Here is a 23,027-nt window from a genome sequence, read left to right as displayed (position 1 = left end):
AAGGTCGACGCAGACCGTGACCGACGACACCACCTCGACCACGATCGACCCCCGCCTCGATGACCGCGGCACGGGCGAGCTGGCCGAGAAGATGGGCATGGTCATCACCGAGCTCTCGGCGGAGCGAGCGGTCGGTTCGATCCCCGTCGAGGGCAACCGCCAGCCGGTCGGCCTGCTGCACGGCGGTGCCTACGTCGTCCTCGCGGAGAGCCTCGGGTCGATGGCCGCGAACGTGCACGCCGGGCCCGGCCGCTACGCCGTCGGCATCGAGCTCAGCGCCTCGCACTCCCGGAGTGCCACGAGCGGCCTGGTCACGGGCACGTGCACCGCCATCCACCTGGGCGGCACGCTCACCACCCACGAGATCGTCCTGACCGACGACCAGGGTCGCCGCTGCTCCACCGTCCGGATCACGAACATGATCCGCGAGCGTCGCTGACCGACGGGCCGACCGGCCGCTCAGTCCTCGGGCGGCCGCTGCAGCAGCAGGCGGGCGTCGCCGAAGCCGAGCCGCCGGTAGAGCCGCTCGCCGTCCACGCTCGAGTGCACCGACGTCCGCTCCGCGCCGAGTTCGTCCGCGACCTCGAGCAGGGCCGTGACGAGCCGTCCGGCGACGCCGGAACCGCGCAGCTCCGGGTGCACGTAGACCGTCTGCAGCTCGGCGGCGAACCGGTCGCCGTCCACGTTCGGCGCCGGCGGCCGCGGGTGCACCGCCAACCACGCCATGCCGAGCACGACGCCGTCCCGCTCGGCGACGACGCACCGGTGCGACTCCCGGTGCCGGGCAGCGAACTCCGTCATCGCCCTGCGGTACTCCTCCGGCGTCTGCGCCGGTGAGCGGCCACCCTCGTCCACGCTCCACCGCCACCGCAGGTCGGCCACCGCCGGCATGTCGTCAGGCCGGGAGGCCCGGATCACCACGTCGTCCATGCCTCCAGCCTGCCAGGTGGTCGCGCCCCATGCCCCGCCCTCGGACGCAGGAACGCCGCCGACCCCGGGGGGTCCGACGGCGTTCCGTGAGCGACGGTGCTGTGCTGCGGCGTCCGCTACTTCTTGGCGCTGAGCTGCTCGATGATCGCCTTGGCGACGTCGTGCATGGTCAGGCGGCGGTCCATCGAGGCCTTCTGGATCCAGCGGAACGCCTCGGGCTCGGTGAGGCCCATCTTCTCGTTCAGCAGGCCCTTGGCACGGTCGACGAGCTTGCGGGTCTCGAAGCGCTCGACGAGGTCGGCGACCTCGGCTTCGAGCGTGATGATCTGCTGGTACCGCGAGAGGGCGATCTCGATCGCGGGGAGCAGGTCGTTCGGGGTGAAGGGCTTGACCACGTAGGCCAGTGCGCCGGCCTCGGTGGCACGCTCGACCAGGTCCTTCTGGCTGAACGCGGTCAGCAGGACGACGGGAGCGATGTGGTTCTTGGACAGCTTCTCGGCTGCGGAGATGCCGTCGAGCTGGGGCATCTTGACGTCCATCACGACGAGGTCGGGACGCAGGTCGGTCGCGAGCTGGACGGCGGTCTCGCCGTCTCCGGCTTCACCGACGACGTCGAACCCGTTGTCGCGGAGGATCTCCACGATGTCGAGGCGGATGAGCGACTCGTCCTCGGCGACGACGACGCGACGGGGTGCTGGTGCTGTTGCTTCTGTGTCACTCACGGACGAAAGCCTACTAGACGACGGAACTGCCGCATCCCAGACCACGCAGATCGATCAGACGGATGGGCAGCTTGGTACGAGTGGCGGGACTTGAACCCGCACGCCGTGAGGCAGAGCATTTTGAGTGCCCCGTGTCTGCCGATTCCACCACACTCGCGAGGACTCCAGGCTAGCAGGACGCGCGCACCACCCCGGTCGCCGCCGGGAGCGACAACTCGAACACGGCGCCGCCCAGCGTGCCTTCCTCGCCGTACCGCAGCCCGCCGCCGTGCGCCTCGGCGATGCCCCGTGCGATGGGGAGCCCGAGCCCCGCTCCGCCCGAGCGGGCGTCCCGTGCGGCCTCGAGCCGGACCAACCGGTCGAACACCCGCTCACGGTGTTCCAGGGGGATCCCCGGCCCGTCGTCCTCGACCCGTACCACGGGGCCGGGTCCGCGGTCGTCGAGGCTGACGACGACCCGTCCCGTCGCACCGCCCGCACGTGCCGCGTTGTCGACGAGGTTGCCGAGGACCTGGGCGATCCGCTCGGCGTCGACGTCGGCCTCCACCGGGTGCTCGGGCACGACGACGTCGAGCTCGAGGGTGGGCAGCCGGAGCCGGAGCCGGTCTCCCTCGGCCGCCAGGAACGCCCCGAGCTCGACCACCTGCCGGTCGAGTTCGATCCCGCGGTCGAGCCGGGCCATCGTGAGCATGTCCTCGATGAGCCGAGCTGCCCGGTCGGCCTGCCGGACGACGTGCACGGCCAGCACCTCGCGGGTCCGGTTGTCACCGGCGCCACCCCGCACCAGGGTGTCGGCGGCCGCGCGGACCCCTGCGACGGGTGTCCGCAGTTCGTGCGCGGCGTCGGAGAGGAACGACCGGACGCGGGCCTCTGCGGCGACGGCTTCACGCTCGGCGCCCTCGACCGCGTCGAGCATCTCGTCCAGGGCGACGGCGACGCGACCGATCTCGGTGTCGCGGCGCGAGGGTCGGAGCCGCTGCCCACGGTCACCGCCGGCGATCGACCGCGCGGTCGTCGCCATCTGGTCGAGCGGTCGCAGGGACCGTCGGACGACCAGGACGACGCCGAGGACGGCGATGCCGAGGAACGCCGCCGAGGCACCGCCCATCACCCAGCCGAGCTGCACGAGCGTGTCCTGGACGTCGCGGGTGCCGGCGGTGAGGGTGATCCGGGTGCCGTCGTCGAGCCGGCTCACCAGGGTGAGGACACCGTCGTCCTCGCGAACCGACGACGACGTGATCGTGGCGCCGTCGTCGGCGGGCGCCGGCGTGGCCGGATCGGTGGGTGTCCGTCCGACGCCCCCGCTGCCCCGTGGGACCGTCACGGGGAGGGAACCGGGGTCGGGCGGACCGGCGCGGAGCTGGTCCGGGGTCGGTCCGGCCTCGACGGCGTCCCCGTCCGGCTGGACGATCCGGACCGAGAGTCCCTGCGCGGAGAGCCGGTCGGCCAGGTCCTCGGCGTCGACGGTGCCGACGAGCGCCGCGGCGGCCGACGCACGGTCACGCAGGCGGTCCTCGGCCTGGGCGCGGAGCCGGACGCCGAGCAGCCCCTCGACCGCGATCGTCAGCCCGGCGAGCAGGACGGCGAGCAGGACCACGATGGCGACGACGGTCCGCAGCCGCAGCGAGGTGGTCCGCAGGCGCCCGGCCTCAGCCCTCACGCTGCGGTCCGCTCGTCGCTGAGCCGGTACCCGATGCCCCGGACGGTGTGCACGAGGCGTGGTCCGTGCGCCTCCATCTTCCGCCGGAGGGCGCTGAGGTGGACCTCGACGACGTTCGCCGCGACGTCGTCGTACCCCCACACCTGGGTGGTGATCTGTCCCTTGGACACCGTCCGGCCTCGGCTCTCGGCCAGGAAGCGCAGCAGGCGGAACTCCGTCGCGGTGAGGTCGAGCAGCACCCCGGCGCGGCGGGCGGTGGCGGCGTCCGGGTCGAGCACGAGGTCACCCACCTCGACGACCGAGGGGATCCGGCCACGCCGTCGGAGCACCGCGGTCACGCGGGCGACCAGTTCGGCCATCGCGAACGGCTTCACCACGTAGTCGTCGGCCCCCTCGGCGAAACCGCGCAACCGCTCGTCGAGTTCGTCCCGCGCGGTCATCATGACGACGGCGGCGTCCGTGGCGGAACGCACCCGTCCGGCGAGCACGATGCCGCTCGGTCCGGGCAGCATCCAGTCGAGCAGGACGAGGTCGGGGGCGCTGCGTCGCAGGTCGTCGACGAGGTCCCGTCCGTCCACGGCCTCGGCGACGAGGAAGCCCTCGGCGCGGAGTGTGGTCGCGACCGCGGTGCGGATGGAGTCGTCGTCGTCGACGACCAGGATTCGGGCGGGAGCAGGCACGGCGGACACCGTACGGCGCTCCGACGGCCACCGAGCATGGAGGACGCTGGAGAACCCCTGTGCTTCAGGCATGCTTCAGATTCGGACTCGAGCGTCGTCTGCAGCGGCGGATCACCCGGATCCGCTCGGACAGACGAACGGTGACCACCATGCACGACGAACGAGACGACTCGACCACCACTCCCACCCGACGACGCGGGGCGCTCCTGCGACGGGTCGGCATCGGCACGGCCGCGGCCGCGGTCCTGGTGCTCGGCGGGTTCGGCATCGCCACGGCGAACGCAGCCACGACATCCCCGGCGCAGGGCACCCCGACCGGCGCGCCGACCGGCGCGACCACGCCGGCCCCGGCCCCGGCCCCGGCTCCGGCCGACGGCGACACCGCGACGGTGCCCGCACCGCCCGAGGGCGGGCCCGCGACGGCGCCCGGCTGCACGGCGCTCCCGGACGCGGGTGCGCACGCGACCGTCCCCGCCCCGCCGAGGGGCGCCGACGGGAAGGCGCCGACCCCGCCGAAGGAGGGTGCGAAGCCCTCGGCGCCGACCCCGCCGGAGGACGGCGCGACGGGGAAGGCCACGGCACCCGCCCCGGCAGCTCCCGACGGGACCGCGACCCCTGCGCCGGCCTCCGGTTCCTGATCACCGAGCCGGGGAGCGCGCGCCGTCAGCGATCCCGATCGCGCGGGGCGCGCCTCCCGGCCTGGTCGTCCCGAGCGTCTCCGGAACCCTCGAGCGCCTCGATCGCCGCCACGAGACCGGCCCGTCGCGGCGATCGCCGCGGCAGCACCGCGAGCAGCGCGCGGAGGACGAACGCATCCGTCGCGCCGTCCGGCGTGCGTGCCCACGCGAGCAGGGCGTCGACGCCGCCGTCGGCGACGACGGACTCACGGAACCGCAGCCGCACCAGGTCACGGAGCGCGTCGACGCCGGGTGCGGCCGAGCCCGGCAGGACCGGTCCGGCGTACCGGTCGACGGCCTGGAGGCGCGCCCCGCGTCCGAGCGCGGACAGCACGCCGTCGACGTCGGTCCGGACTCCGACCACCCGGTACGGCCGCGACGTCACCGTCACGCCCGGCGCGTGCTGCGCGAGGACCCGGCGGAGCCGCACCACCTCGGCGCGCAGGGTGACGACCGCGCCCGGGTCGCCGTAGACGGCGGCGGCGAGGTCGGCTGCCGCGAGACCGCCGGGGTGCGCGGCGAGCACGACGAGCAGTTCGGAGTGCCGGGCGGAGAGCTGGAGACGCCGGTCGGCGATCCGGAGCACGGCTGTGTCGGTCCCGAGCACGGTGAGCTCGGCCGCCGGCACGTGGGGTGTCCGCGCGCGCGGTCGGACCGCGGCCAGGGCGAGCTGGGCCTCGGCGGCGGCGACCGTGGCGGCGAGCAGCGACAGCGTGTGCCGCTCGACGGCGCGGTCGTCGCCCGTCAGGTCGAGCACCCCGACGGTGGCGCCACTCGCGTCGTGCACCGGGACCGCCGTGCACGAGAACGGCTTGACGGCGTTCGCGTAGTGCTCGTCGGACCGGATCTGCACCGGACCGTCCAGGCGCAGGGCCGTGCCGGGAGCGCTGGTGCCGACGCGGTCCTCCGACCAGTCGGCCCCGGGGACGAAGCCCATGTCCTCGGCGGCACGTCGGGTGGACCGGGCGCCGTCGACCCAGACGAGGCGACCCGCGGCGTCCCCGACGGCGACGACGCACCCGGCCGAGCGGGAGTCGTCGAGCAGCAGCCGGCGGACCACTGGCAGCAGGGTCGCGAGGGGGCCGTCCTGCCGTGCGGCGTCGAGTTCGTCGTCCCCCAGGGCGAGCACCGGAGCCGCGTCCGGGTCGACCCGGGCGGACCGCTGCCACGACTCGGCGACGAGCGGGCGGAGCCGACCGGGTGCGCGCATGCGTCCTCCGATCGACCCCACCCGCCGCTCCGTCGCGACGCGTGCGGTCAGCCTACGTCCGGGCCACCCTCGGGACCAGGCCGAGATCGGCGAGCTCGGCGTCGTCGAACATCCGCGACCGGGTGAGGAACCGCTTGCCCTCGGGGACCTCGACCGAGAACCCGCCGCCGCGACCGTCCACCACGTCGATCGTCAGGTGCGTGTACTTCCAGTACTCGAACTGCGACACCGACATGGAGACCTCGACCGGCTCGAGGCCGTCCACCTGCAGTGCGCCGAGCAGGACGTCCCCCGGACCGGTCCGGAACATGCCGACGGGGTAGCACATCGGGCTCGAGCCGTCGCAGCAGCCGCCGGACTGGTGGAACATCAGCGGGCCGTGCCGGGCGGTGAGGGTGCGGAGGAGCTCCCCCGCCGCCGGCGTGATCGCGACCCGTGCGGTGTCGGGCATCAGAAGAAGCCCATCGGTCCGTCGGCGTAGGAGACGAGCAGGTTCTTCGTCTGCTGGTAGTGGTCGAGCATCATCTTGTGGTTCTCGCGCCCGATGCCGGACTGCTTGTAGCCGCCGAACGCCGCGCCCGCCGGGTACTGGTGGTAGGTGTTCGACCAGACGCGTCCGGCCTGGATGTCGCGTCCGGCGCGGTACAGGGTCGTGACGTCGCGGCTCCACACGCCGGCGCCGAGCCCGTAGAGGGTGTCGTTGGCCGTGGCGATCGCGTCGTCGTAGCCGCTGAAGGACGTCAGGGCGAGCACCGGGCCGAAGATCTCCTCCTGGAAGATCCGCATCGAGTTGTCGCCCTCGAACACCGTCGGGGTGACGTAGTAGCCGCCGGAGAGCTCGCCGCCCAGGTCGGCCCGTTCGCCGCCGGTCAGGAGCTTCGCGCCCTCCTGCTTGCCGATGTCGATGTAGCTCAGGATCTTCTCGAGCTGGTCGTTCGACGCCTGGGCGCCGATCATCGTCGACAGGTCGAGCGGGTGTCCCTGCTTGACGGCTCGGACGCGGTCCAGGCCGTCGGCGACGAACCCGTCGTAGATCTCCTTCGCCACGAGTGCCCGGGACGGACACGTGCAGACCTCGCCCTGGTTGAGGTTGAAGAACGTGAAGCCCTCGAGCGCCTTGTCGTAGAAGGAGTCCTTGTCGGCCGCCACGTCGGGGAAGAACACGTTCGGGCTCTTGCCGCCGAGCTCGAGCGTCACCGGGATGAGGCTCTGCGAGGCGTACTGCATGATCAGCCGCCCGGTCGTGGTCTCCCCCGTGAAGGCGATCTTCCGGATGTCCGGGTGCTGCGCGAGCGGTGCGCCGACCTCGATGCCGAAGCCGTTGACGACGTTGAGCACGCCCGCGGGCAGCAGGTCGCGGATGAGCTCGACGAGCACGTGGATGGACGCCGGGGTCTGCTCGGCGGGCTTCAGGACGACGCAGTTGCCGGCGGCGAGGGCCGGTGCGAGCTTCCACACCGCCATCAGGATCGGGAAGTTCCAGGGGATGATCTGCCCCACGACGCCGAGCGGTTCGTGGAAGTGGTACGCCACGGTGTCGTGGTCGATCTCGCCGGCGGATCCCTCCTGCGCCCGGATGGCCCCGGCGAAGTACCGGAAGTGGTCGATCGCGAGCGGGATGTCCGCGCCGAGGGTCTCGCGGATGGGCTTGCCGTTCTCCCACGTCTCCGCGACGGCGAGCATCTCGAGGTGCTCCTCCATGCGGTCGGCGATCTTGTTCAGGACGACGGCCCGTTCGGCTGCGCTCGTGCGGCCCCACGACGGGAACGCCTTCCAGCCCGCGGCGACGGCACGGTCGACGTCGGTGGAGTCACCGCGGGCGACCTCGGTGAACACCTTGCCGGTGACGGGGGTGGGGTTCTCGAAGTACTGCCCGCTCGACGACGGGACGTACTCGCCGCCGATGAAGTGGTCGTACCGGGACCGGTACTCGACCAGGGAGCCGGGTTCGCCTGGTGCGGCGTAACTGGTGGGCGAAGGTGCGATGGTCATGGTGGTGCCCTTTCGACGACGCTGTCGGGGCGCACGGGTCGTGTGCCTGCTCCGCACGGTACGGCCGCGGGGGTTGCAGGTGGTTGCACGAGGCCACGGCGCGACGGGTAGCGTGCTGGACACCAGCGCTGGCGATCAGGGAGGAGCGCTCGTGGATTCTCGTGCCGTCAGGACGTTCCGGGTGTTCGTCGTCGTCACGGCCGTGGTCGCCATCGCCCTGGGCATCGTGGCGATCGTCTGGCCCCGTCCGTCGCTCGTGCTCGTGGCACTGCTGTTCGGTGTGTACCTCGTCGTGGCCGGTGCGCTGCGGGTCTTCGCCGCGGTGCGGGGGCACGGCACCCGCCCGGCGTGGCGGTGGACGTCCGGCATCGTCGGTGGCCTGGTCGCGGTCGCGGGGCTGGTGACCCTGCTCGACCCGGCGATCCCGCTCGTGGTCTACGCCGTGCTCGCCGGGGTGGGGTTCCTGATCGAGGGCGTCGCCGCGATCGTCGGTGGGTTCGTCGGCCATCCCGGATCGTCACGGGTGCCGACGGTCGTCAGCGGGGTGCTGTCGATCATCGGCGGGATCGTCGTGCTGATCGTCCCCGGGCTCGCACTGACCGTCTTCATGGTGTTCGCGGGCATCGCGCTCGTCATCGTCGGCGCCGCGGCCCTGCTGCTCCTGCCGCCGCGCGCCGCGCTCCGCCGCTGACCGGCACCGCGGTCGCAGCCGCCGCGTCGGTCGAGGCGACGTGCGGCGTGCCGGGGACCGCTCGACGGCCGAACAGCTCGCCGAGCAGCGCGCGCTGGTGGCTGTTCATGAACGGGCGTTCGACCAGCACCGCGAACACGACGCACACCGCGACGACCGCCGGAGCGACCACGAAGAGCATCAGACCGAACTGCACCGGTGTCGGGAGCCCGAGCGGCAGCAGGAGCAGGTTGCCGAGCGCGAGCAGCGGGCTGTGCACCAGGAACACGCTGTAGGAGACCAGCCCCGACTGCACCAGACGGCGTCCGCCCAGGAACCGCCGGACCCGGTGGGTACCGACACGTCCGGTCCGCTGCCCGTCGGCGAGCACCATGAGGAGCAGCGTGATCCCCAGGCCGGCGACGGTGCCCGTGACGGCGCTGTGGACGATGCCCGGAGCGGCGGCGACCTGCACGAAGGCCGCCGTCAAGACGACGAGGGCGACGAGGAGCACGGAGCGCTGGTGTCGGAACATCCGCTGCAGGGATCGGGGTCGCCGGCGGCGGAGGTCGTCCTCGGACCCGATCACGAGGTGGGCCCCGTACATGCCGACACCGAAGACCCCGAGGAAGTGCGGCGCGGACCAGGCACCGACGCCGGTGGCGATCGACAGCACGGCGAGGGCGAACGACAGGACGATCACGACGACGGGGTGGGTCCGCCGCCAGAGCAGCAGGAGCACGGGCATCAGCAGGGTGAGTTGCATCTCGATCGGCAGGCTCCACAGCGTCCCGTTGATCGACGTGATCCACTCCGGCGACAGGTTGTGCAGCAGGAACACGTGGGTCACGATGCCCTGCAACGTCACCGGGAGCTTGTCGTCCCAGACCGTGCCGTGCGGCTCGTTCATCACCGGGACGAAGGCGATGAGCGCCAGCGCCAGCACGAGCGCCGTCAGGTACGGCGGGACGAGCCGACGGATCCGGCGCTTCGCGTAGGCCCCGTAGGTGGTGCCGAGGCGCAGGTCGTGGCGCCCCGAGACGGCGATCATCATCGTGAAGCCCGAGATCGCGATGAACGCGGGGACGCGCAGGTCACCGGCACTGAGCACCCGGTAGACGACGGGCATCGACGCCGCCACGGACCCGGCGACGCCGGTGAACTGCACCGTGTGGGCGACCACGACGAACGCGGCGAGGATCCCGCGCATCCCGTCGATGTGGGCGAGGTCCAGACGAGGCGCGCGAGCAGTTGACATGCAAACAGCATGTTACATATCGGATATGACCGCTAGGCCGAGCCGGTGCCGAACAGCAGGCCGAGCGCGTAGGTGACGATCGCCGCACCGAACCCGATGGCGAGTTGCCGGAACGCCCGCTTGCCGGGCGAGGCACCGCTCAGCACGCCGACCACGGCACCGGTGCCGAGCAGGGCGATCCCCACCAGCCCGCCGGCGACCGCGATCGCAGCCCAGCCCTGCATGCCGAACAGGAACGGCAGCACCGGGATGACCGCGCCCGAGGCGAAGAAGCAGAAGCTCGACACGGCGGCGCTCAGCCCGGTGCCGACGGCCTCGTGGTCGTCCGCGACCGGGGTCGGACCGGTCGCCGGGCGCCGCTCCCCGATGCCGGACAGCACCTGCGCCGCGTGCTGGGTCGCCTCGGCCTCGGACATCCCGCGCGCGCGGTAGACCAGGGCGAGCTCGTTCGCGTCGACGTCGAGGTCCGACACCGCCCTGCCGGCTTCGGGGTGCGGCGCGGACGCCTCGAGCAGTTCCCGCTGCGACCGGACGGAGACGTACTCCCCCGCACCCATCGACAACGCGCCCGCGAGCAGGCCAGCGATGCCGCTCAGCAGCACGAAGTGCCGGTCGGCCCCGGAGGCGCTGATGCCGATGATGAGCGCCAGGTTGGACACCAGGCCGTCGTTCGCGCCGAACACCGCCGCGCGGAACGTGCCGGACAGCCGCATCCGGCCGCGGTTCGCGAGCCCGCGCACGACCTCGCCGTGGATGCGTTCGTCGGCGGCCATCCGCGCGGTCGCGTCGGAGTCGTCGGCGTAGGGCGAACGGTCCTCGGCGCGCTGCATGAGCGCGAGGACGAAGACCGACCCGAACCGCTTGGCCAGCGCGGCGAGCACCCGGGTCCGGAGGCTGCCCCGCTGCGGCCGGCCGACGTCGTCGCCGAGCAGGTCGAGCCAGTGGTCGGCGTGCCGTCCCTCGGCCTCGGCCAGCGCGGCCAGGATCTCGCGCTCCTCGCCGGAACGGCGCGCGGCGAGGTTGCGGTACACGGCCGCCTCGGCACGTTCGTCGGCCAGGTAACGACGCCAGCGGCGGACGTCGGCGCGCGGCGCCGGGGTGTCGGATCGGAGGCTCACAGCGACCATCCTGCCGCCTGCGGCCGACGTCCGGTCACCACCAGGGCCGTGGAGACGCGGCAGGGCGCGGACCGGAAGCGGTCGGTGCTGCGCGCACCGTGCCTCCCGTCCGCGCCCTGGTGGCGACGGATCCGTCGGATCAGTCCCGGACGTACGCCGGGGCGGCCTCGGCATGGGCGTCGCCCACCCGGTGCACGCGGAGGTCGTTCGTCGAGCCCTCGATGCCGGGAGGGGACCCGGCCGTCACGATGACGCGGTCGCCGGGGGCGGCCAGGCCGTTCTCGAGGAGGACGTCGTCCACCTGCGAGAAGAGCTCGTCGGTGTGGGTCTTGCGCTCCACCAGGAACGAACGGACGCCCCAGGTGAGTGCCATCCGGCGGCGCGTGGCCTCGTTCGGGGTGAAGGCGATGATCGGCAGGCCGTGGCGCAGGCGCGACATGCGTCGGGCCGAGTCGCCGGACTCGGTGAAGACGCAGAGGTACGACGCCTCGGTGAACTCGGCGATCTCGACGGCGGCGAGGGTGATCGCACCGCCGAGGGTGCGCGGCTTGGTGCCGAGCGGCGCGATGCGCTCGAGGCCGTGGTCCTCGGTGGACTCCACGATGCGGGCCATCGTGCGGACGGTCTGCACCGGGTACTCACCGACGCTCGTCTCGCCGGACAGCATGACCGCGTCGGCACCGTCGAGCACGGCGTTCGCGACGTCGGAGGTCTCGGCGCGCGTGGGGATCGGCGACGAGATCATCGACTCGAGCATCTGCGTCGCGACGATGACCGGCTTCGCCATGCGGCGGGACAGCTCGACGGCGCGCTTCTGCACGATCGGGACGGCCTCGAGCGGGAGCTCGACGCCGAGGTCACCGCGGGCGACCATGATGCTGTCGAAGGCGTCGATGATCTCCTCGAGCGCGTCGACGGCCTGGGGCTTCTCGACCTTGGCGATGACCGGCAGGCGCTTGCCCTCTTCGTCCATGATCTCGTGCGCACGCACGACGTCGCTCGCGTTGCGGACGAACGACAGCGCGATGAGGTCGGCACCCTGGCGGATCGCCCAGCGGAGGTCGGCCTCGTCCTTCTCGCTCAGCGCGGGGACGTTGACGGCGACACCGGGCAGGTTGATGCCCTTGTTGTTGGACACCGTGCCGGGGACGACGACCTCGGTGCGGACCCGCACGCCGTCGGTGTCGAGGACACGCAGGCGGACACGGCCGTCGTCGATGAGCAGCGGGTCGCCGGGCTTGACGTCCTGCGGCAGGCCCTTGAACGTCGTGCCGCAGATCTCCTTCGAGCCGGGGACGTCCTCGGTCGTGATGGTGAAGATGTCACCGACCGCCAGGTCGTGCGGGCCGTCGGCGAAGCGGGCCAGACGGATCTTCGGACCCTGCAGGTCGACGAGGATCGCGACGGGCTTGCCGAGCTCTTCGGCGGCACGACGGACGTTGACGTAGTTGGCCTCGTGGACGCTGTAGTCACCGTGGCTGAGGTTGAGGCGGGCGACGTCGACGCCCGCTTCGATGATCTCCTTGACGGTCTCGTAGTCCGACGTTGCCGGTCCGAGCGTCGAAACGATCTTTGCGCGTCTCAATGGATTCCTTCGTGGTGGTGGATGGAGCTTGGGTTTCCGCGCTGTGGGGCCGCGCGGAACGAAGCGAGGCCACCAGCACCCTACCGAGTGCTGGTGGCCTCACGCTCACGGGAGCGTGAGCATCTGGTGGAGACGGTCCGTCTTCTGGCGGCGATCCGTCGTCCGGTGGCGGTCCGACATCTGGTGGCCGTCCGACATCTGGTGGCGGTCCGACATCTCGTGATCGTCCGGCATCAGACGGAGATCGCCCGGTCGGTCGCCTTGACCGGAGCCGGCAGGATGGTGGAGCCCTCGAGGTACTCGTCCACCTGTGCGGCCGCGGCACGGCCCTCGGCGATCGCCCACACGATGAGCGACTGCCCCCGACCCGCGTCGCCCGCGACGAACACGCCGGCCTCGTTGGTCGCGTAGTCGGCACGGCGGTCGAGCGACCCGGAGCCCGTGGTCGGCAGGCCGAGCTGCGGCTCGATCGTGTCCGACTCGGGGCCCGTGAAGCCCATCGCGATGAGGACGAGGTCCGCCGGGATCTCCCGCTCGGTGCCCGCCTTCGGCACCCGTCGGCCGTCGAGGTACTCGGTCTCGGCGACCCGGAGCGCACGGACCTCACCCGCGTCGTTCGACAGGAACTCGACGGTGGAGGCGAGGAAGTGCCGCTCGCCGCCCTCTTCGTGGGCACTCGTGATCTCGAACACGGTCGGGAACATCGGCCACGGCTGGTCGGACGGACGCTCGAGCGGCGGCTGCTTGCCGATCGCCAGGTTCGTCACGCTCAGCGCGCCCTGACGGTGTGCGGTGCCGATGCAGTCCGCACCGGTGTCGCCGCCGCCGATGACGACGACGTGCTTGCCCTCGGCCGTGATCTGGTTGTCGACCGTCGTGCCCGCGTTCGCCTTGTTCTGCTGGACCAGGTAGTCCATCGCGAAGTGCACGCCCTCGAGGTCGCGCCCCGGGATCGGCAGGTCACGGGGCACGGTGGCACCGGTGGCGACCACGACCGCGTCGTAGCGGGACTTCAGGTCGTCCCAGGTGATGTCCTTGCCGATCTCGACACCGGCACGGAACCGGGTGCCCTCGGCCTGCATCTGGGCGAGGCGCGCGTCGATCTGGCGCTTCTCCATCTTGAAGTCCGGGATGCCGTAGCGGAGCAGTCCGCCGATGCGGTCGTCCCGCTCGTAGACGGCGACCGTGTGCCCGGCACGCGTGAGCTGCTGCGCGGCGGCGAGCCCGGCGGGGCCGGAGCCCACCACGGCGACGGTCTTGCCGGTCAGGCGCTCCGGCGGGTGCGGCGTGACCCACCCGTTCTGGAACGCCTGGTCGATGATCGAGACCTCGACCTGCTTGATGGTCACCGGCGGCTGGTTGATGCCGAGCACGCAGGACGACTCGCACGGGGCCGGGCAGAGCCGCCCCGTGAACTCCGGGAAGTTGTTCGTCTCGTGCAGGCGTTCGATCGCCTGACGGCCCTCACCGCGCCAGGTCAGGTCGTTCCACTCCGGGATGAGGTTGCCGAGCGGGCAGCCCTGGTGGCAGAACGGCACGCCGCAGTCCATGCACCGGCCGGCCTGGCGCTTCAGGACACCGGACTCCTGCTGCTCGTAGACCTCTTTCCAGTCCATGAGCCGCACGGGCACGGGGCGCCGGGGCGGGAGTTCGCGTTCCTGGACCTTCAGGAATCCCTTGGGGTCAGCCACCGGTCACCTCCAGGGTTGTGATGGGCTCTGTCGATTCCGGACGTGCGTGACGCTCAGCCACCGGTCACCTCCATGATCCGATTCCAAACGATGTCACCGTCGGGGTCGAGCCCCTCGTCGACGGCCTGTCTGCGCGTCTCGAGCACCGCCGCGTAGTCGCGCGGCAGCACCTTGACGAAGTCGCTCAGGTCCCCGGACGCCAGCAGGTCGGACGCGAGCGTCGACCCCGTCTCGTCGGCGTGCCGGGTGAGCAGGTCGGTGACGATCTCGACGTCGGCACTGTCGAGCGCCTCGAGCCGGAGCTCGCCGGTCGCCAGGGCGTCGGTGTTCACGTGCTCCCGGCGCAGGCCCCGGACGTACGCCGTGCCACCCGACATACCGGCACCGAGGTTCCGGCCGGTCTCGCCGATGATGAGCGCGAGTCCACCCGTCATGTACTCGAGCGCGTGGTCGCCCACACCCTCGACGACCGCCGTGGCACCGGAGTTGCGCACCAGGAACCGCTCGCCCACGATGCCGCGGATGAACATGCTGCCCTGGGTGGCGCCGTACCCGATGACGTTGCCGGCGATGACGTTCTCGGCCGGGTCGAAGCCCGAACCGGCGTCGGGGCGGACGACGATCTGGCCGCCGGACAGGCCCTTGCCGACGTAGTCGTTGCTGTCGCCGATCAGGCGCAGCGTGATGCCCGCCGGCAGGAACGCGCCGAGCGACTGCCCGGCCGAACCGCGCAGCGTGACGTCGATCGAACCGTTGGGCAGCCCGTGTTCCCCGTGTCGCAGGGTCACCTGGTGGCCGAGCATGGTGCCGACGGCGCGCTCGGTGTTCCGGATGGGCAGGTCGAGCGCGATCGACCCGCCGTGGTCGAGCACGTCAGCGGTCTGCTGGATGAGCTGCACGTCGAAGTGCTGGTCCAGCTCGTGGTCCTGCTCGCGGTGGTGGCGGCGCGGCTCCGCGTCGTCGAAGTGCGGTCCCTTGAGCACCGGCGCGAGGTCGAGGCCCGACGCCTTCCAGTGCTCCACGGCGCGGTCCACGTCGAGCGCGTCGGTCTGCCCGATCGCCTCGTCGAGGCTGCGGAAGCCGAGCTCCGCGAGGAGCTCGCGGACCTCTTGTGCGATGAACTCGAAGAAGTTGACGACGAACTCCGGCTTGCCGGAGAAGCGCTTGCGGAGCTCGGGGTTCTGCGTGGCGACGCCCACAGGGCAGGTGTCCAGGTGGCAGACGCGCATCAGGATGCACCCCTCGACCACGAGCGGAGCGGTCGCGAAGCCGTACTCCTCTGCTCCGAGCAACGCGGCCACGACGACGTCGCGGCCCGTCTTCATCTGCCCGTCCACCTGCACGACGACCCGGTCGCGCATGCCGTTCAGCATGAGCGTCTGCTGGGTCTCGGCCAGGCCGATCTCCCACGGGGTGCCGGCGTGCTTGAGCGAGTTCAGCGGGCTGGCGCCGGTGCCGCCGTCGTGGCCGGACACGAGCACGACGTCGGCCAGGGCCTTCGTCACACCGGCCGCGACGGCACCGATGCCGGACTGGCTGACGAGCTTCACGTGGACGCGGGCGGCCGGGTTGGCCCGCTTCACGTCGAAGATCAGCTGCTTGAGGTCCTCGATGGAGTAGATGTCGTGGTGCGGCGGCGGCGAGATCAGGCCGACTCCGGCGGTCGCGTGCCGGGTCCGTGCCACCCACGGGTAGACCTTGGCCGGGGGCAGCTGACCACCCTCGCCGGGCTTCGCACCCTGCGCCATCTTGAGCTGGATGTCGGTGGCGTGCGTCAGGTACATGCTCGTCACGCCGAACCGGCCGGAGGCGACCTGCTTGATGGCGCTGCGGCGCTCGGGGTCGAGCAAGCGGTCGACGTCCTCGCCGCCCTCGCCCGTGTTCGAGCGGCCACCGAGACGGTTCATCGCGATGGCGAGGGTCTCGTGGGCTTCCTTCGAGATGGACCCGTAGGACATGGCGCCCGTGTTGAAGCGCTTGACGATCGACTCGATCGACTCGACCTCGTCGAGCGCGATGGGCTTGCGCGCACCCTGCTTGAAGCGGAACAGCCCGCGGAGCGTCATCAGCTGCTCGGACTGGTCGTCCACGGCGCTCGAGTACTCGCGGAAGATGTCGTACCGGCGGGCACGGGTCGCGTGCTGCAGGCGGAACACCGTGTCCGGGTTGAACAGGTGCGGCGGACCCTGACGGCGCCACTGGTACTCGCCCCCGATCTGCAGCCGCTCGTGCGACAGCACCGCGCCGTCCTGCGGGTACGCCTGGGCGTGCCGCTCGGCGTTCTCCTTGGCGATGACGTCGATGTCGACGCCGCCCAGGATCGACGAGGTGCCCGTGAAGTACTTGTCGACGAACTCCTGGCTGAGCCCGACGGCCTCGAAGGCCTGCGCACCCGCGTAGCTGGACACCGTGGAGATGCCCATCTTCGACATGATCTTCAGCACGCCCTTGCCGAGCGCCTTGATGACGTTCTTGACCGCCTGCTCGGGGGTGATGCCGGGGATCATGCCCGCGCGGACCAGGTTCTCGCAGGTCTCCATCGCCAGGTACGGGTTGATCGCCGACGCGCCGTACCCGATCAGGGTCGCCACGTGGTGGACCTCGCGGACGTCACCGGCCTCGACGATGAGCCCGACCTTCATGCGCTGCTCGGTGCGGATCAGGTGGTGGTGCACCGCCGCGAGGAGCAACAGGCTCGGCACCGGCGCCTGCTCGGCGTTGCCGTCGCGGTCGGACAGCACGATGAACTGCTTGCCGGACTCGATCGCGGCGTCGACCTCGTCGCACACGGCGGCGATGCGCTTCTGCATCGCCTTCTTGCCGGCGTCGACGCGGTACAGCCCCTTGATCGTGACGGTCAGGTGGCGACCCGACTCGGTCTCGAAGTGCTGGACCTTGGCGAGCTGGTCGTTGTCGATCACGGGGAAGTCGAGCGTGATCTGCTTCGCGTGCTCCGGACCGGCGGAGAGCAGGTTGCGCTCCGGACCGAGGCCCATCCCCATCGAGGTGATGACCTGCTCGCGGATCGAGTCGAGCGGCGGGTTCGTCACCTGGGCGAACTGCTGCGTGAAGTAGTCGAAGAGCAGCCGCGGACGCTCCGACAGCACCGCGATCGGGGTGTCCGACCCCATCGCACCGAGCGGTTCGGCACCCGCCGCCGCCATCGGACGGAGCAGGATGCGGACTTCTTCTTCGGTGTAGCCGAACGCCCGCTGACGGCGGGTGACCGAGGCCGGGGTGTGCACGATGTGCTCGCGCTCCGGCAGGTCGTTCAGGTTGATGCGGCCGGCTTCGAGCCAGTCGGCCCACGGACCCGAGGCGGCGAGCTCGCGCTTGACCTCGTCGTCCTCGATGATGCGGCCGGCCTCGGTGTCCACCAGGAACATCCGGCCCGGGCGCAGGCGGCCCTTGCGCACGACCTTGGCGGCCGGCACGTCGATGACCCCGGTCTCGGAGCCCATCACGATGAGCCCGTCGTCGGTGACGAGGAACCGGCCGGGGCGCAGGCCGTTGCGGTCGAGGGTGGCGCCGACGAGCGACCCGTCGGTGAAGGTGATCGCGGCGGGGCCGTCCCACGGCTCCATGAGCATCGAGTGGTACTCGTAGAACGCCCGGAGGTCCGGGTCCATCCCGACCTGGTTCTCCCACGCCTCTGGAACCATCATCGACACGGCGTGCGGCAGCGTCCGACCGGTCAGGGTCAGCAGCTCGAGGACCTCGTCGAACGAGGCCGAGTCACTCGCCCCCGGGCTGACGATGGGGAGCAGCGGGGCCATGTCGCCCAGCAGTTCGCTCTCGAGCTGCGACTGGCGCGCCCGCATCCAGTTGCGGTTGCCGCGCACCGTGTTGATCTCACCGTTGTGGGCGATGGTCCGGAACGGCTGGGCGAGCGGCCACGACGGGAACGTGTTGGTGGAGTAGCGCGAGTGCACGATCGCGAGCTTCGATGTGAAGCGCTCGTCGCTCAGGTCCGGGTAGAACGGCTCGAGCTGGAGCGTCGTGACCATGCCCTTGTAGACCATGGTGCGGCTCGACAGCGACATGAAGTACAGGTCGTTGTCGTGCTCGGCGCGCTTCCGGAGCCGGAACGCCTGCCGGTCGAGGGCGATGCCGCTCCACGATGCCCCGTGCACGTCGTGCCGGATCGAGGCGACGAACAGCTGCTCGAACGCCGGCATCGCGGCGCGGGCGAGCGTGCCGAGGACCTCCGGACGCACCGGGACCTCGCGCCACCCCAGGACCTTCAGGCCCTCTTCGCGGGCGAGTCGTTCGACGGCGCCCTTCACCGTGTGCCGGGCGTCGTCGTCCAGCGGCAGGTAGGCGGTCCCGACGGCGTACTCCCCCGCTGCCGGCAGCTCGAACGGTACGACGTCCCGCAGGAACTCGTCCGGCACCTGGCACAGGATGCCGGCGCCGTCACCGGTGCCCGCGTCGGATCCCACGGCACCGCGGTGCTCGAGGTTCCGGAGCGCACCGAGCGCCGCGTCGACGATGTCGTGCCCCGGCGTGCCGCGCAGGGTCGCGACCATCGCCAGTCCGCAGGCGTCCTTCTCGTTCGCCGGGTCGTACATGCCCGTGGCGTCCGGGATCGCGGAGAAGCGGCGGTGCGGCGGCACGAGGCTCGTCGGTGCCGAGGGCTGGGTTGGCTGGAGCGCCATGGGGAACCGTCCTCACGAGGAAGTGGAACAGGGACAGCGGTGGCCCGGTGGTGCGTTCCGCCCGAGCGGGCGGGACTGGTGCCCGTGCCCGCCGTCAGTGGTCGTTGCCCTGGCGGCCGGCGAGGTTGCTGGGCCCCGCTTGTGGCGGAGACCGTCTGGTTCAGCGGGTGGTCGTGACCGGTTCGTCACTCGTGACGCCGTCTGCTGCGTCGTCGTCGTGCTCCGAGAAGGTGTCTTCGGAGTCTACATCGGAGGTCGGACGGGGCCCGCGACCCGGCAGGTACGGGCTCGGCTCCTTGCCGGTGTGCCGTCGGCTCTGCACCACGAAGATCAGGATGCCGATGACGACCGCGGCGAGGGCCATCCACACGTTCGTGCGGACACCGAAGAAGGTCTCGCTCGTGTCGACGCGGATGGACTCGAGCACCGAGCGGCCCGCGCCGTACCAGATCAGGTACAGGCCGAGGACCTTGCCCCACTGGAGCGTGAACTTGCGGGCCAGGAACAGGATGACGACCACGCCGAGGACGTTCCAGATGATCTCGTACAGGAACGTCGGGTGGAACAGCGTGCCCTCGGGCAGGCCCTTCGGGAACGCGGCGTTGCTGGAGTCGATCTCGAGCCCCCAGGGCAGGCTCGTCGGCATGCCGAAGAGCTCCTGGTTGAAGTAGTTGCCCAGGCGTCCGAAGGCCTGTGCGAGCAGGACGCCCGGCACGACGGCGTCGATGAACGACGTGAACCGGAGACCGACCTGGCGGCACCCGATCCAGGCACCGACCGACCCGAGGATCAGCGCGCCGAAGATGGCCAGCCCGCCCTCCCAGATGTACAGGAACGACAGCGGGTCGATGCCGGGGCCGAAGTAGTCGGACACATGGGTGAACACGTGGAAGAGCCGTCCGCCGATGATGCCGGCGGGCACGGCCCAGATGGCGATGTCGATGATGATCCATCGCTCGACGCCCCGGGCGTTGAGCCGACGGTTTGCGAGGACGACCGCGGCGACGATCCCGACCAGGATGCAGATCGCGTACGCGTGGATGCGGAAGTCGAGGGGCAGCGACCAGCCGAACGCGTCGCGGAGCCAGGCGGTCAGGTCGAAGTACTGCCAGGCGGTGCTCGGGCTCGGGATGCTCAGGAGGGGCATGGAGGTGCTGTCGCCTTTCGGAACTGACGGGGCGCGGTCGACGTGGCGTCGGCCTCGCTCACTGTAGCGCGGGTCGCGGGCCCGACAGGAACTGGACTAGCGGCGGCGGGCGCCGGTGGCGAGGTCGGCGGCCCGGTCGGCCACACCCTGCACACCGAGGTCGGCCAGGGCCCGGACGAACGCGGACCCGACGATCGCACCGTCGGCGTACTCGAGCACCTCGCCGATCTGCTCCGCCGTCGAGATCCCGAGGCCGACACAGGTGCGCTCGACCCCGGCGTCACGCAGGCGCGACACGACGGTGCGTGCGGCGACGTCGACCCCGACCCGGGCACCGGTCACGCCCATCGTCGACACGGCGTAGACGAAGCCACGACTGGACTCCACCGCCTGACGCATGCGCTCGTCCGACGAGGACGGCGCGGCGAGGAAGACCCGGTCGAGGCCGGTGCGCTCGGACGCCTCGGTCCACGCGGTGGCCTCGTCGGGGATGAGGTCGGGCGTGATGAGACCGGCGGCTCCCGCGGCGACGAGGTCGTCGGCGAAACGGTCCACGCCGTAGCGCAGCACCGGGTTCCAGTAGGTCATGACGAGCACCGGCACGTCGGCCCGCTCGGTGATCTGCTGCACGGCGTCGAAGACCTGTGCGACCCGGAAGCCGTTCGCCAGGCTCTCCTCGGCTGCGCGCTGGATGACGGGGCCGTCCATGACCGGGTCGGAGTACGGCAGGCCGAACTCGATGACGTCCACGCCGTTCTCGGCGAGGGCGACGGCTGCGTCGACGCTGGTCTGCAGGTTCGGGTACCCGGCGGGCAGGTACCCGACGACGGCTCCGGCGCGCTCGGCGTTGGCGGCGTCGATCGTCTGGGCGACGGTCTTGTTCGTGGTCACAGCTGCACCGCGTTCTCGTCGAGGATGCCGAAGTAGCGACTGGCGGACGCGACGTCCTTGTCACCGCGGCCGGACAGGTTCACGAGCACGACGCCCTCGGGCCCGAGCTCCTTGCCGAGCTTGATGGCACCGGCCAGGGCGTGCGACGACTCGATCGCCGGGATGATGCCCTCGGTCTGGCTCATCAGGCGGAACGCCTCCATGGCCTCGGTGTCGGTGATCGGCTGGTACTTCGCCCGGCCGATCGACGCCAGGTACGCGTGCTCCGGGCCGACGCTCGGGTAGTCGAGCCCGGCGGAGATGCTGTGGCTCTCGATGGTCTGGCCGTCCTCGTCCTGCATCAGGTAGGACTTCGCTCCCTGCAGCACGCCTTCGCGACCGAGCGTGATGCTCGCCGCGTGCCGACCGGTCTCGACGCCGTCACCACCGGCCTCGAAGCCGTGCAGCGCGACGGACTCGTCGTCGAGGAACGCCTCGAAGATGCCCATCGCGTTCGAGCCGCCGCCGACGCACGCCGCGACGGCGTCCGGCAGCCGACCGATGCGGTCGAGGACCTGCTGGCGCGCTTCCTCGCCGATGACCTTGTGGAACTCGCGCACCATCTCGGGGAACGGGTGCGGACCGGCGACGGTGCCGAGCAGGTAGTGCGTCGACTCGACGTTGGCGACCCAGTCGCGCAGGGCGTCGTTGATGGCGTCCTTGAGGGTGCGCGAACCGGTCTCGACCGGGATCACCTCGGCGCCGAGCAGGCGCATCCGCGCGACGTTGAGCGCCTGGCGCTCGGTGTCGACGGCGCCCATGTAGACGACGCACTCCATGCCGAACAGGGCTGCGGCGGTCGCGGTGGCGACACCGTGCTGCCCGGCCCCGGTCTCGGCGATCAGGCGGGTCTTGCCGAGGCGGCGGGCGACGAGGGCCTGGCCGAGGACGTTGTTGATCTTGTGCGAGCCGGTGTGGTTCAGGTCCTCGCGCTTCAGGATGATCCGGGCGCCACCGGCGTGCTTCGCGAACCGCGGCACCTCGGTGATGATCGACGGACGCCCGGTGTAGTCACGGTGCAGCGCGTCGAGTTCCGCACGGAACGCCGGGTCCGCCCAGGCCTGACGGAAGGCGGCCTCGAGCTCGTCGAGCGCGAGGACGAGGGACTCGGGGACGAAGCGTCCGCCGAAGTCGCCGAAGTAGGGGCCGTGCAGGTCGCGGAGTGAGGTCACGATGTGTCTCCCGGGACGAGTCCGACGCGGCCGGTCGGCCGCGTCGGACGGGTGGAACGTGCGGCCGCGGTCGGCGGCCTCGATGCGTGGAGCGGACCGGGCCGCGGTTCGGCGGCCTGGTGAGCCGGTCAGGCCTGGTCGGCGGCGTCGATGAACGACGCGAGGGTCGCGGCGGGGTCGCTCCCCGTCACGAGCGCCTCGCCGACCAGCACGACGTCGGCGCCCGCTGCACGGTAGTGGGCGACGTCGGCGGGACCGGAGACCGCGGACTCGGCGACGCGCACGACCCCGTCGGGGATGCGGTCGGCGAGCGACCCGAACAGGTCGCGGTCGAGCGAGAAGTCGGTGAGGTCGCGGGCGTTCACGCCGAGGATGCGGGCACCGGCGTCCAGGCCACGCGTGACCTCGTCACCGGAGTGCGCCTCGACCAGGACGCGCATGCCGAGTTCTTCGGCGAGCGTGTGCAGCTCGACCAGGCGGGCCTGCTCGAGCGCCGCCACGATGAGCAGCACGACGTCGGCACCCGACGCCCGGGCCTCGATGACCTGGTACGGGTCGGCGATGAAGTCCTTGCGGAGCACGGGGACCCCGACACGGGCCTTCACGGCTTCGAGGTCGGCGAGGCTGCCGAGGAACTTGCGCCCCTCGGTCAGGACGCTGATCGTCGACGCGCCACCACGTTCGTAGTCGGCGGCGAGGCCCGCGGGGTCGGCGATCGCTGCCATCGCCCCGCGGGACGGGCTGGCGCGCTTCACCTCGGCGATGATCTTCACCCGGTCGCCCGGGCTCAGGAACGCGAGGGCGTCGAGGGGCGACGCCACCCGGTCGAGGTCGCGTTCGACGTCCGTGTACGGGCGATCGACACGACGGGCTGCGGCGTCCTCGAGGGCGCCGGCGACGAGGGTCTCGAGCACGTTCGGCATCGGC

19 protein-coding genes and 1 tRNA gene are annotated in these 23,027 nt (G+C 71.4%); 3 read left to right on the top strand and 17 right to left on the bottom strand.

Features of this window, described 5'->3' with window-relative positions; genetic code table 11:
• Window positions 1-16: 16 nt before the first annotated feature.
• A complete protein-coding gene (locus QRN30_RS14670) occupies window positions 17-439 on the top strand; it encodes a PaaI family thioesterase (RefSeq protein WP_017887242.1) in 423 nt (140 codons plus the stop codon).
• Window positions 440-459: 20 nt separating this feature from the next.
• Here the strand turns inward: QRN30_RS14670 and QRN30_RS14665 are convergent, their stop codons facing one another.
• The 5 genes from QRN30_RS14665 to QRN30_RS14645 all read right to left on the bottom strand — a co-directional run bounded on the left by QRN30_RS14665 (window position 460) and on the right by QRN30_RS14645 (window position 3,992).
• On the bottom strand, window positions 460-930 hold the full coding sequence (locus QRN30_RS14665; RefSeq protein WP_017887241.1) for a GNAT family N-acetyltransferase: 471 nt from the start codon (window positions 928-930) through the stop codon (window positions 460-462).
• Between the two features lie 116 nt (window positions 931-1,046).
• A complete protein-coding gene (locus QRN30_RS14660) occupies window positions 1,047-1,652 on the bottom strand; it encodes an ANTAR domain-containing response regulator (RefSeq protein ID WP_017887240.1) in 606 nt (201 codons plus the stop codon).
• Window positions 1,653-1,724: 72 nt separating this feature from the next.
• A tRNA-Leu gene (locus tag QRN30_RS14655) sits at window positions 1,725-1,809 on the bottom strand.
• 12 nt (window positions 1,810-1,821) lie between these two features.
• Complete coding sequence (locus QRN30_RS14650) at window positions 1,822-3,312, bottom strand: sensor histidine kinase (RefSeq protein ID WP_214563369.1); 1,491 nt, start codon at window positions 3,310-3,312, stop codon at window positions 1,822-1,824.
• Window positions 3,309-3,992, bottom strand: coding sequence for a response regulator (locus QRN30_RS14645; protein WP_259495636.1), 684 nt, complete (start codon window positions 3,990-3,992; stop codon window positions 3,309-3,311). Before QRN30_RS14645 ends, QRN30_RS14650 begins: the two co-directional genes overlap by 4 nt.
• Window positions 3,993-4,141: 149 nt before the next feature.
• Between QRN30_RS14645 and QRN30_RS14640 the strand changes: the two genes are divergently transcribed.
• On the top strand, window positions 4,142-4,630 hold the full coding sequence (locus QRN30_RS14640) for a hypothetical protein (RefSeq protein ID WP_284761269.1): 489 nt from the start codon (window positions 4,142-4,144) through the stop codon (window positions 4,628-4,630).
• A gap of 25 nt (window positions 4,631-4,655) precedes the next feature.
• Here QRN30_RS14640 and QRN30_RS14635 read toward each other — a convergent pair whose 3' ends face one another.
• The 3 genes from QRN30_RS14635 to exaC are packed head-to-tail and all read right to left on the bottom strand — an operon-like array spanning window position 4,656 to window position 7,871.
• The gene (locus tag QRN30_RS14635; RefSeq protein ID WP_284761268.1) at window positions 4,656-5,879 is read right to left on the bottom strand and encodes a GAF domain-containing protein; all 1,224 of its coding nucleotides are present in this window, start codon (window positions 5,877-5,879) and stop codon (window positions 4,656-4,658) included.
• A 52-nt stretch (window positions 5,880-5,931) separates the two neighbouring features.
• Window positions 5,932-6,330 carry a DUF779 domain-containing protein gene (locus QRN30_RS14630; protein ID WP_159558037.1) on the bottom strand — a complete coding sequence of 133 codons (399 nt, stop codon included), beginning with the start codon at window positions 6,328-6,330 and terminating at the stop codon, window positions 5,932-5,934.
• Entirely contained in the window at window positions 6,330-7,871 is a 1,542-nt protein-coding gene (exaC, locus tag QRN30_RS14625) for an acetaldehyde dehydrogenase ExaC (RefSeq protein WP_284761267.1), read from the bottom strand. Before exaC ends, QRN30_RS14630 begins: the two co-directional genes overlap by 1 nt.
• Window positions 7,872-8,022: 151 nt before the next feature.
• Here exaC and QRN30_RS14620 point away from each other — a divergent pair, with 151 nt between their 5' ends.
• Window positions 8,023-8,562: an HdeD family acid-resistance protein gene (locus QRN30_RS14620; RefSeq protein WP_159558035.1), complete on the top strand. Its 540-nt coding sequence runs from the start codon at window positions 8,023-8,025 to the stop codon at window positions 8,560-8,562.
• On the opposite strand, the gene QRN30_RS14615 is transcribed toward QRN30_RS14620, so the two are convergent.
• From QRN30_RS14615 to trpC, 9 genes are all read right to left on the bottom strand, one after another.
• The gene (locus tag QRN30_RS14615) at window positions 8,504-9,799 is read right to left on the bottom strand and encodes an acyltransferase family protein (protein ID WP_082046984.1); all 1,296 of its coding nucleotides are present in this window, start codon (window positions 9,797-9,799) and stop codon (window positions 8,504-8,506) included. The genes QRN30_RS14620 and QRN30_RS14615 overlap by 59 nt on opposite strands.
• Window positions 9,800-9,831: 32 nt before the next feature.
• A complete protein-coding gene (locus tag QRN30_RS14610) occupies window positions 9,832-10,926 on the bottom strand; it encodes a VIT1/CCC1 transporter family protein (protein WP_031259759.1) in 1,095 nt (364 codons plus the stop codon).
• 130 nt (window positions 10,927-11,056) lie between these two features.
• Complete coding sequence (gene pyk / locus QRN30_RS14605; RefSeq protein WP_017887208.1) at window positions 11,057-12,502, bottom strand: pyruvate kinase; 1,446 nt, start codon at window positions 12,500-12,502, stop codon at window positions 11,057-11,059.
• A 233-nt stretch (window positions 12,503-12,735) separates the two neighbouring features.
• Window positions 12,736-14,193 (bottom strand): glutamate synthase subunit beta, encoded by a 1,458-nt coding sequence (locus tag QRN30_RS14600; protein ID WP_017887206.1) that lies wholly within the window; start codon window positions 14,191-14,193, stop codon window positions 12,736-12,738.
• A gap of 53 nt (window positions 14,194-14,246) precedes the next feature.
• A complete protein-coding gene (gltB, locus tag QRN30_RS14595; protein ID WP_502869539.1) occupies window positions 14,247-18,851 on the bottom strand; it encodes a glutamate synthase large subunit in 4,605 nt (1,534 codons plus the stop codon).
• Between the two features lie 160 nt (window positions 18,852-19,011).
• The gene (lgt, locus tag QRN30_RS14590; RefSeq protein WP_017887204.1) at window positions 19,012-19,998 is read right to left on the bottom strand and encodes a prolipoprotein diacylglyceryl transferase; all 987 of its coding nucleotides are present in this window, start codon (window positions 19,996-19,998) and stop codon (window positions 19,012-19,014) included.
• A 96-nt stretch (window positions 19,999-20,094) separates the two neighbouring features.
• Window positions 20,095-20,889, bottom strand: coding sequence for a tryptophan synthase subunit alpha (trpA, locus tag QRN30_RS14585; RefSeq protein ID WP_284761266.1), 795 nt, complete (start codon window positions 20,887-20,889; stop codon window positions 20,095-20,097).
• Window positions 20,886-22,100: a tryptophan synthase subunit beta gene (trpB, locus tag QRN30_RS14580; RefSeq protein WP_017887202.1), complete on the bottom strand. Its 1,215-nt coding sequence runs from the start codon at window positions 22,098-22,100 to the stop codon at window positions 20,886-20,888. The genes trpA and trpB overlap by 4 nt, the downstream gene beginning before the upstream one ends.
• Window positions 22,101-22,228: 128 nt before the next feature.
• Window positions 22,229-23,014 (bottom strand): indole-3-glycerol phosphate synthase TrpC, encoded by a 786-nt coding sequence (gene trpC, locus QRN30_RS14575; RefSeq protein WP_042540281.1) that lies wholly within the window; start codon window positions 23,012-23,014, stop codon window positions 22,229-22,231.
• Window positions 23,015-23,027: the final 13 nt, after the last annotated feature.

The sequence above is a fragment of the Curtobacterium sp. MEB011 genome, assembly GCF_030209655.1.
GTDB classification, from domain to species: Bacteria; Actinomycetota; Actinomycetes; order Actinomycetales; family Microbacteriaceae; genus Curtobacterium; species Curtobacterium poinsettiae.
Note: the sequence above shows the minus strand (reverse complement) of the source record. Positions and strands in the feature narration are given on the sequence as shown.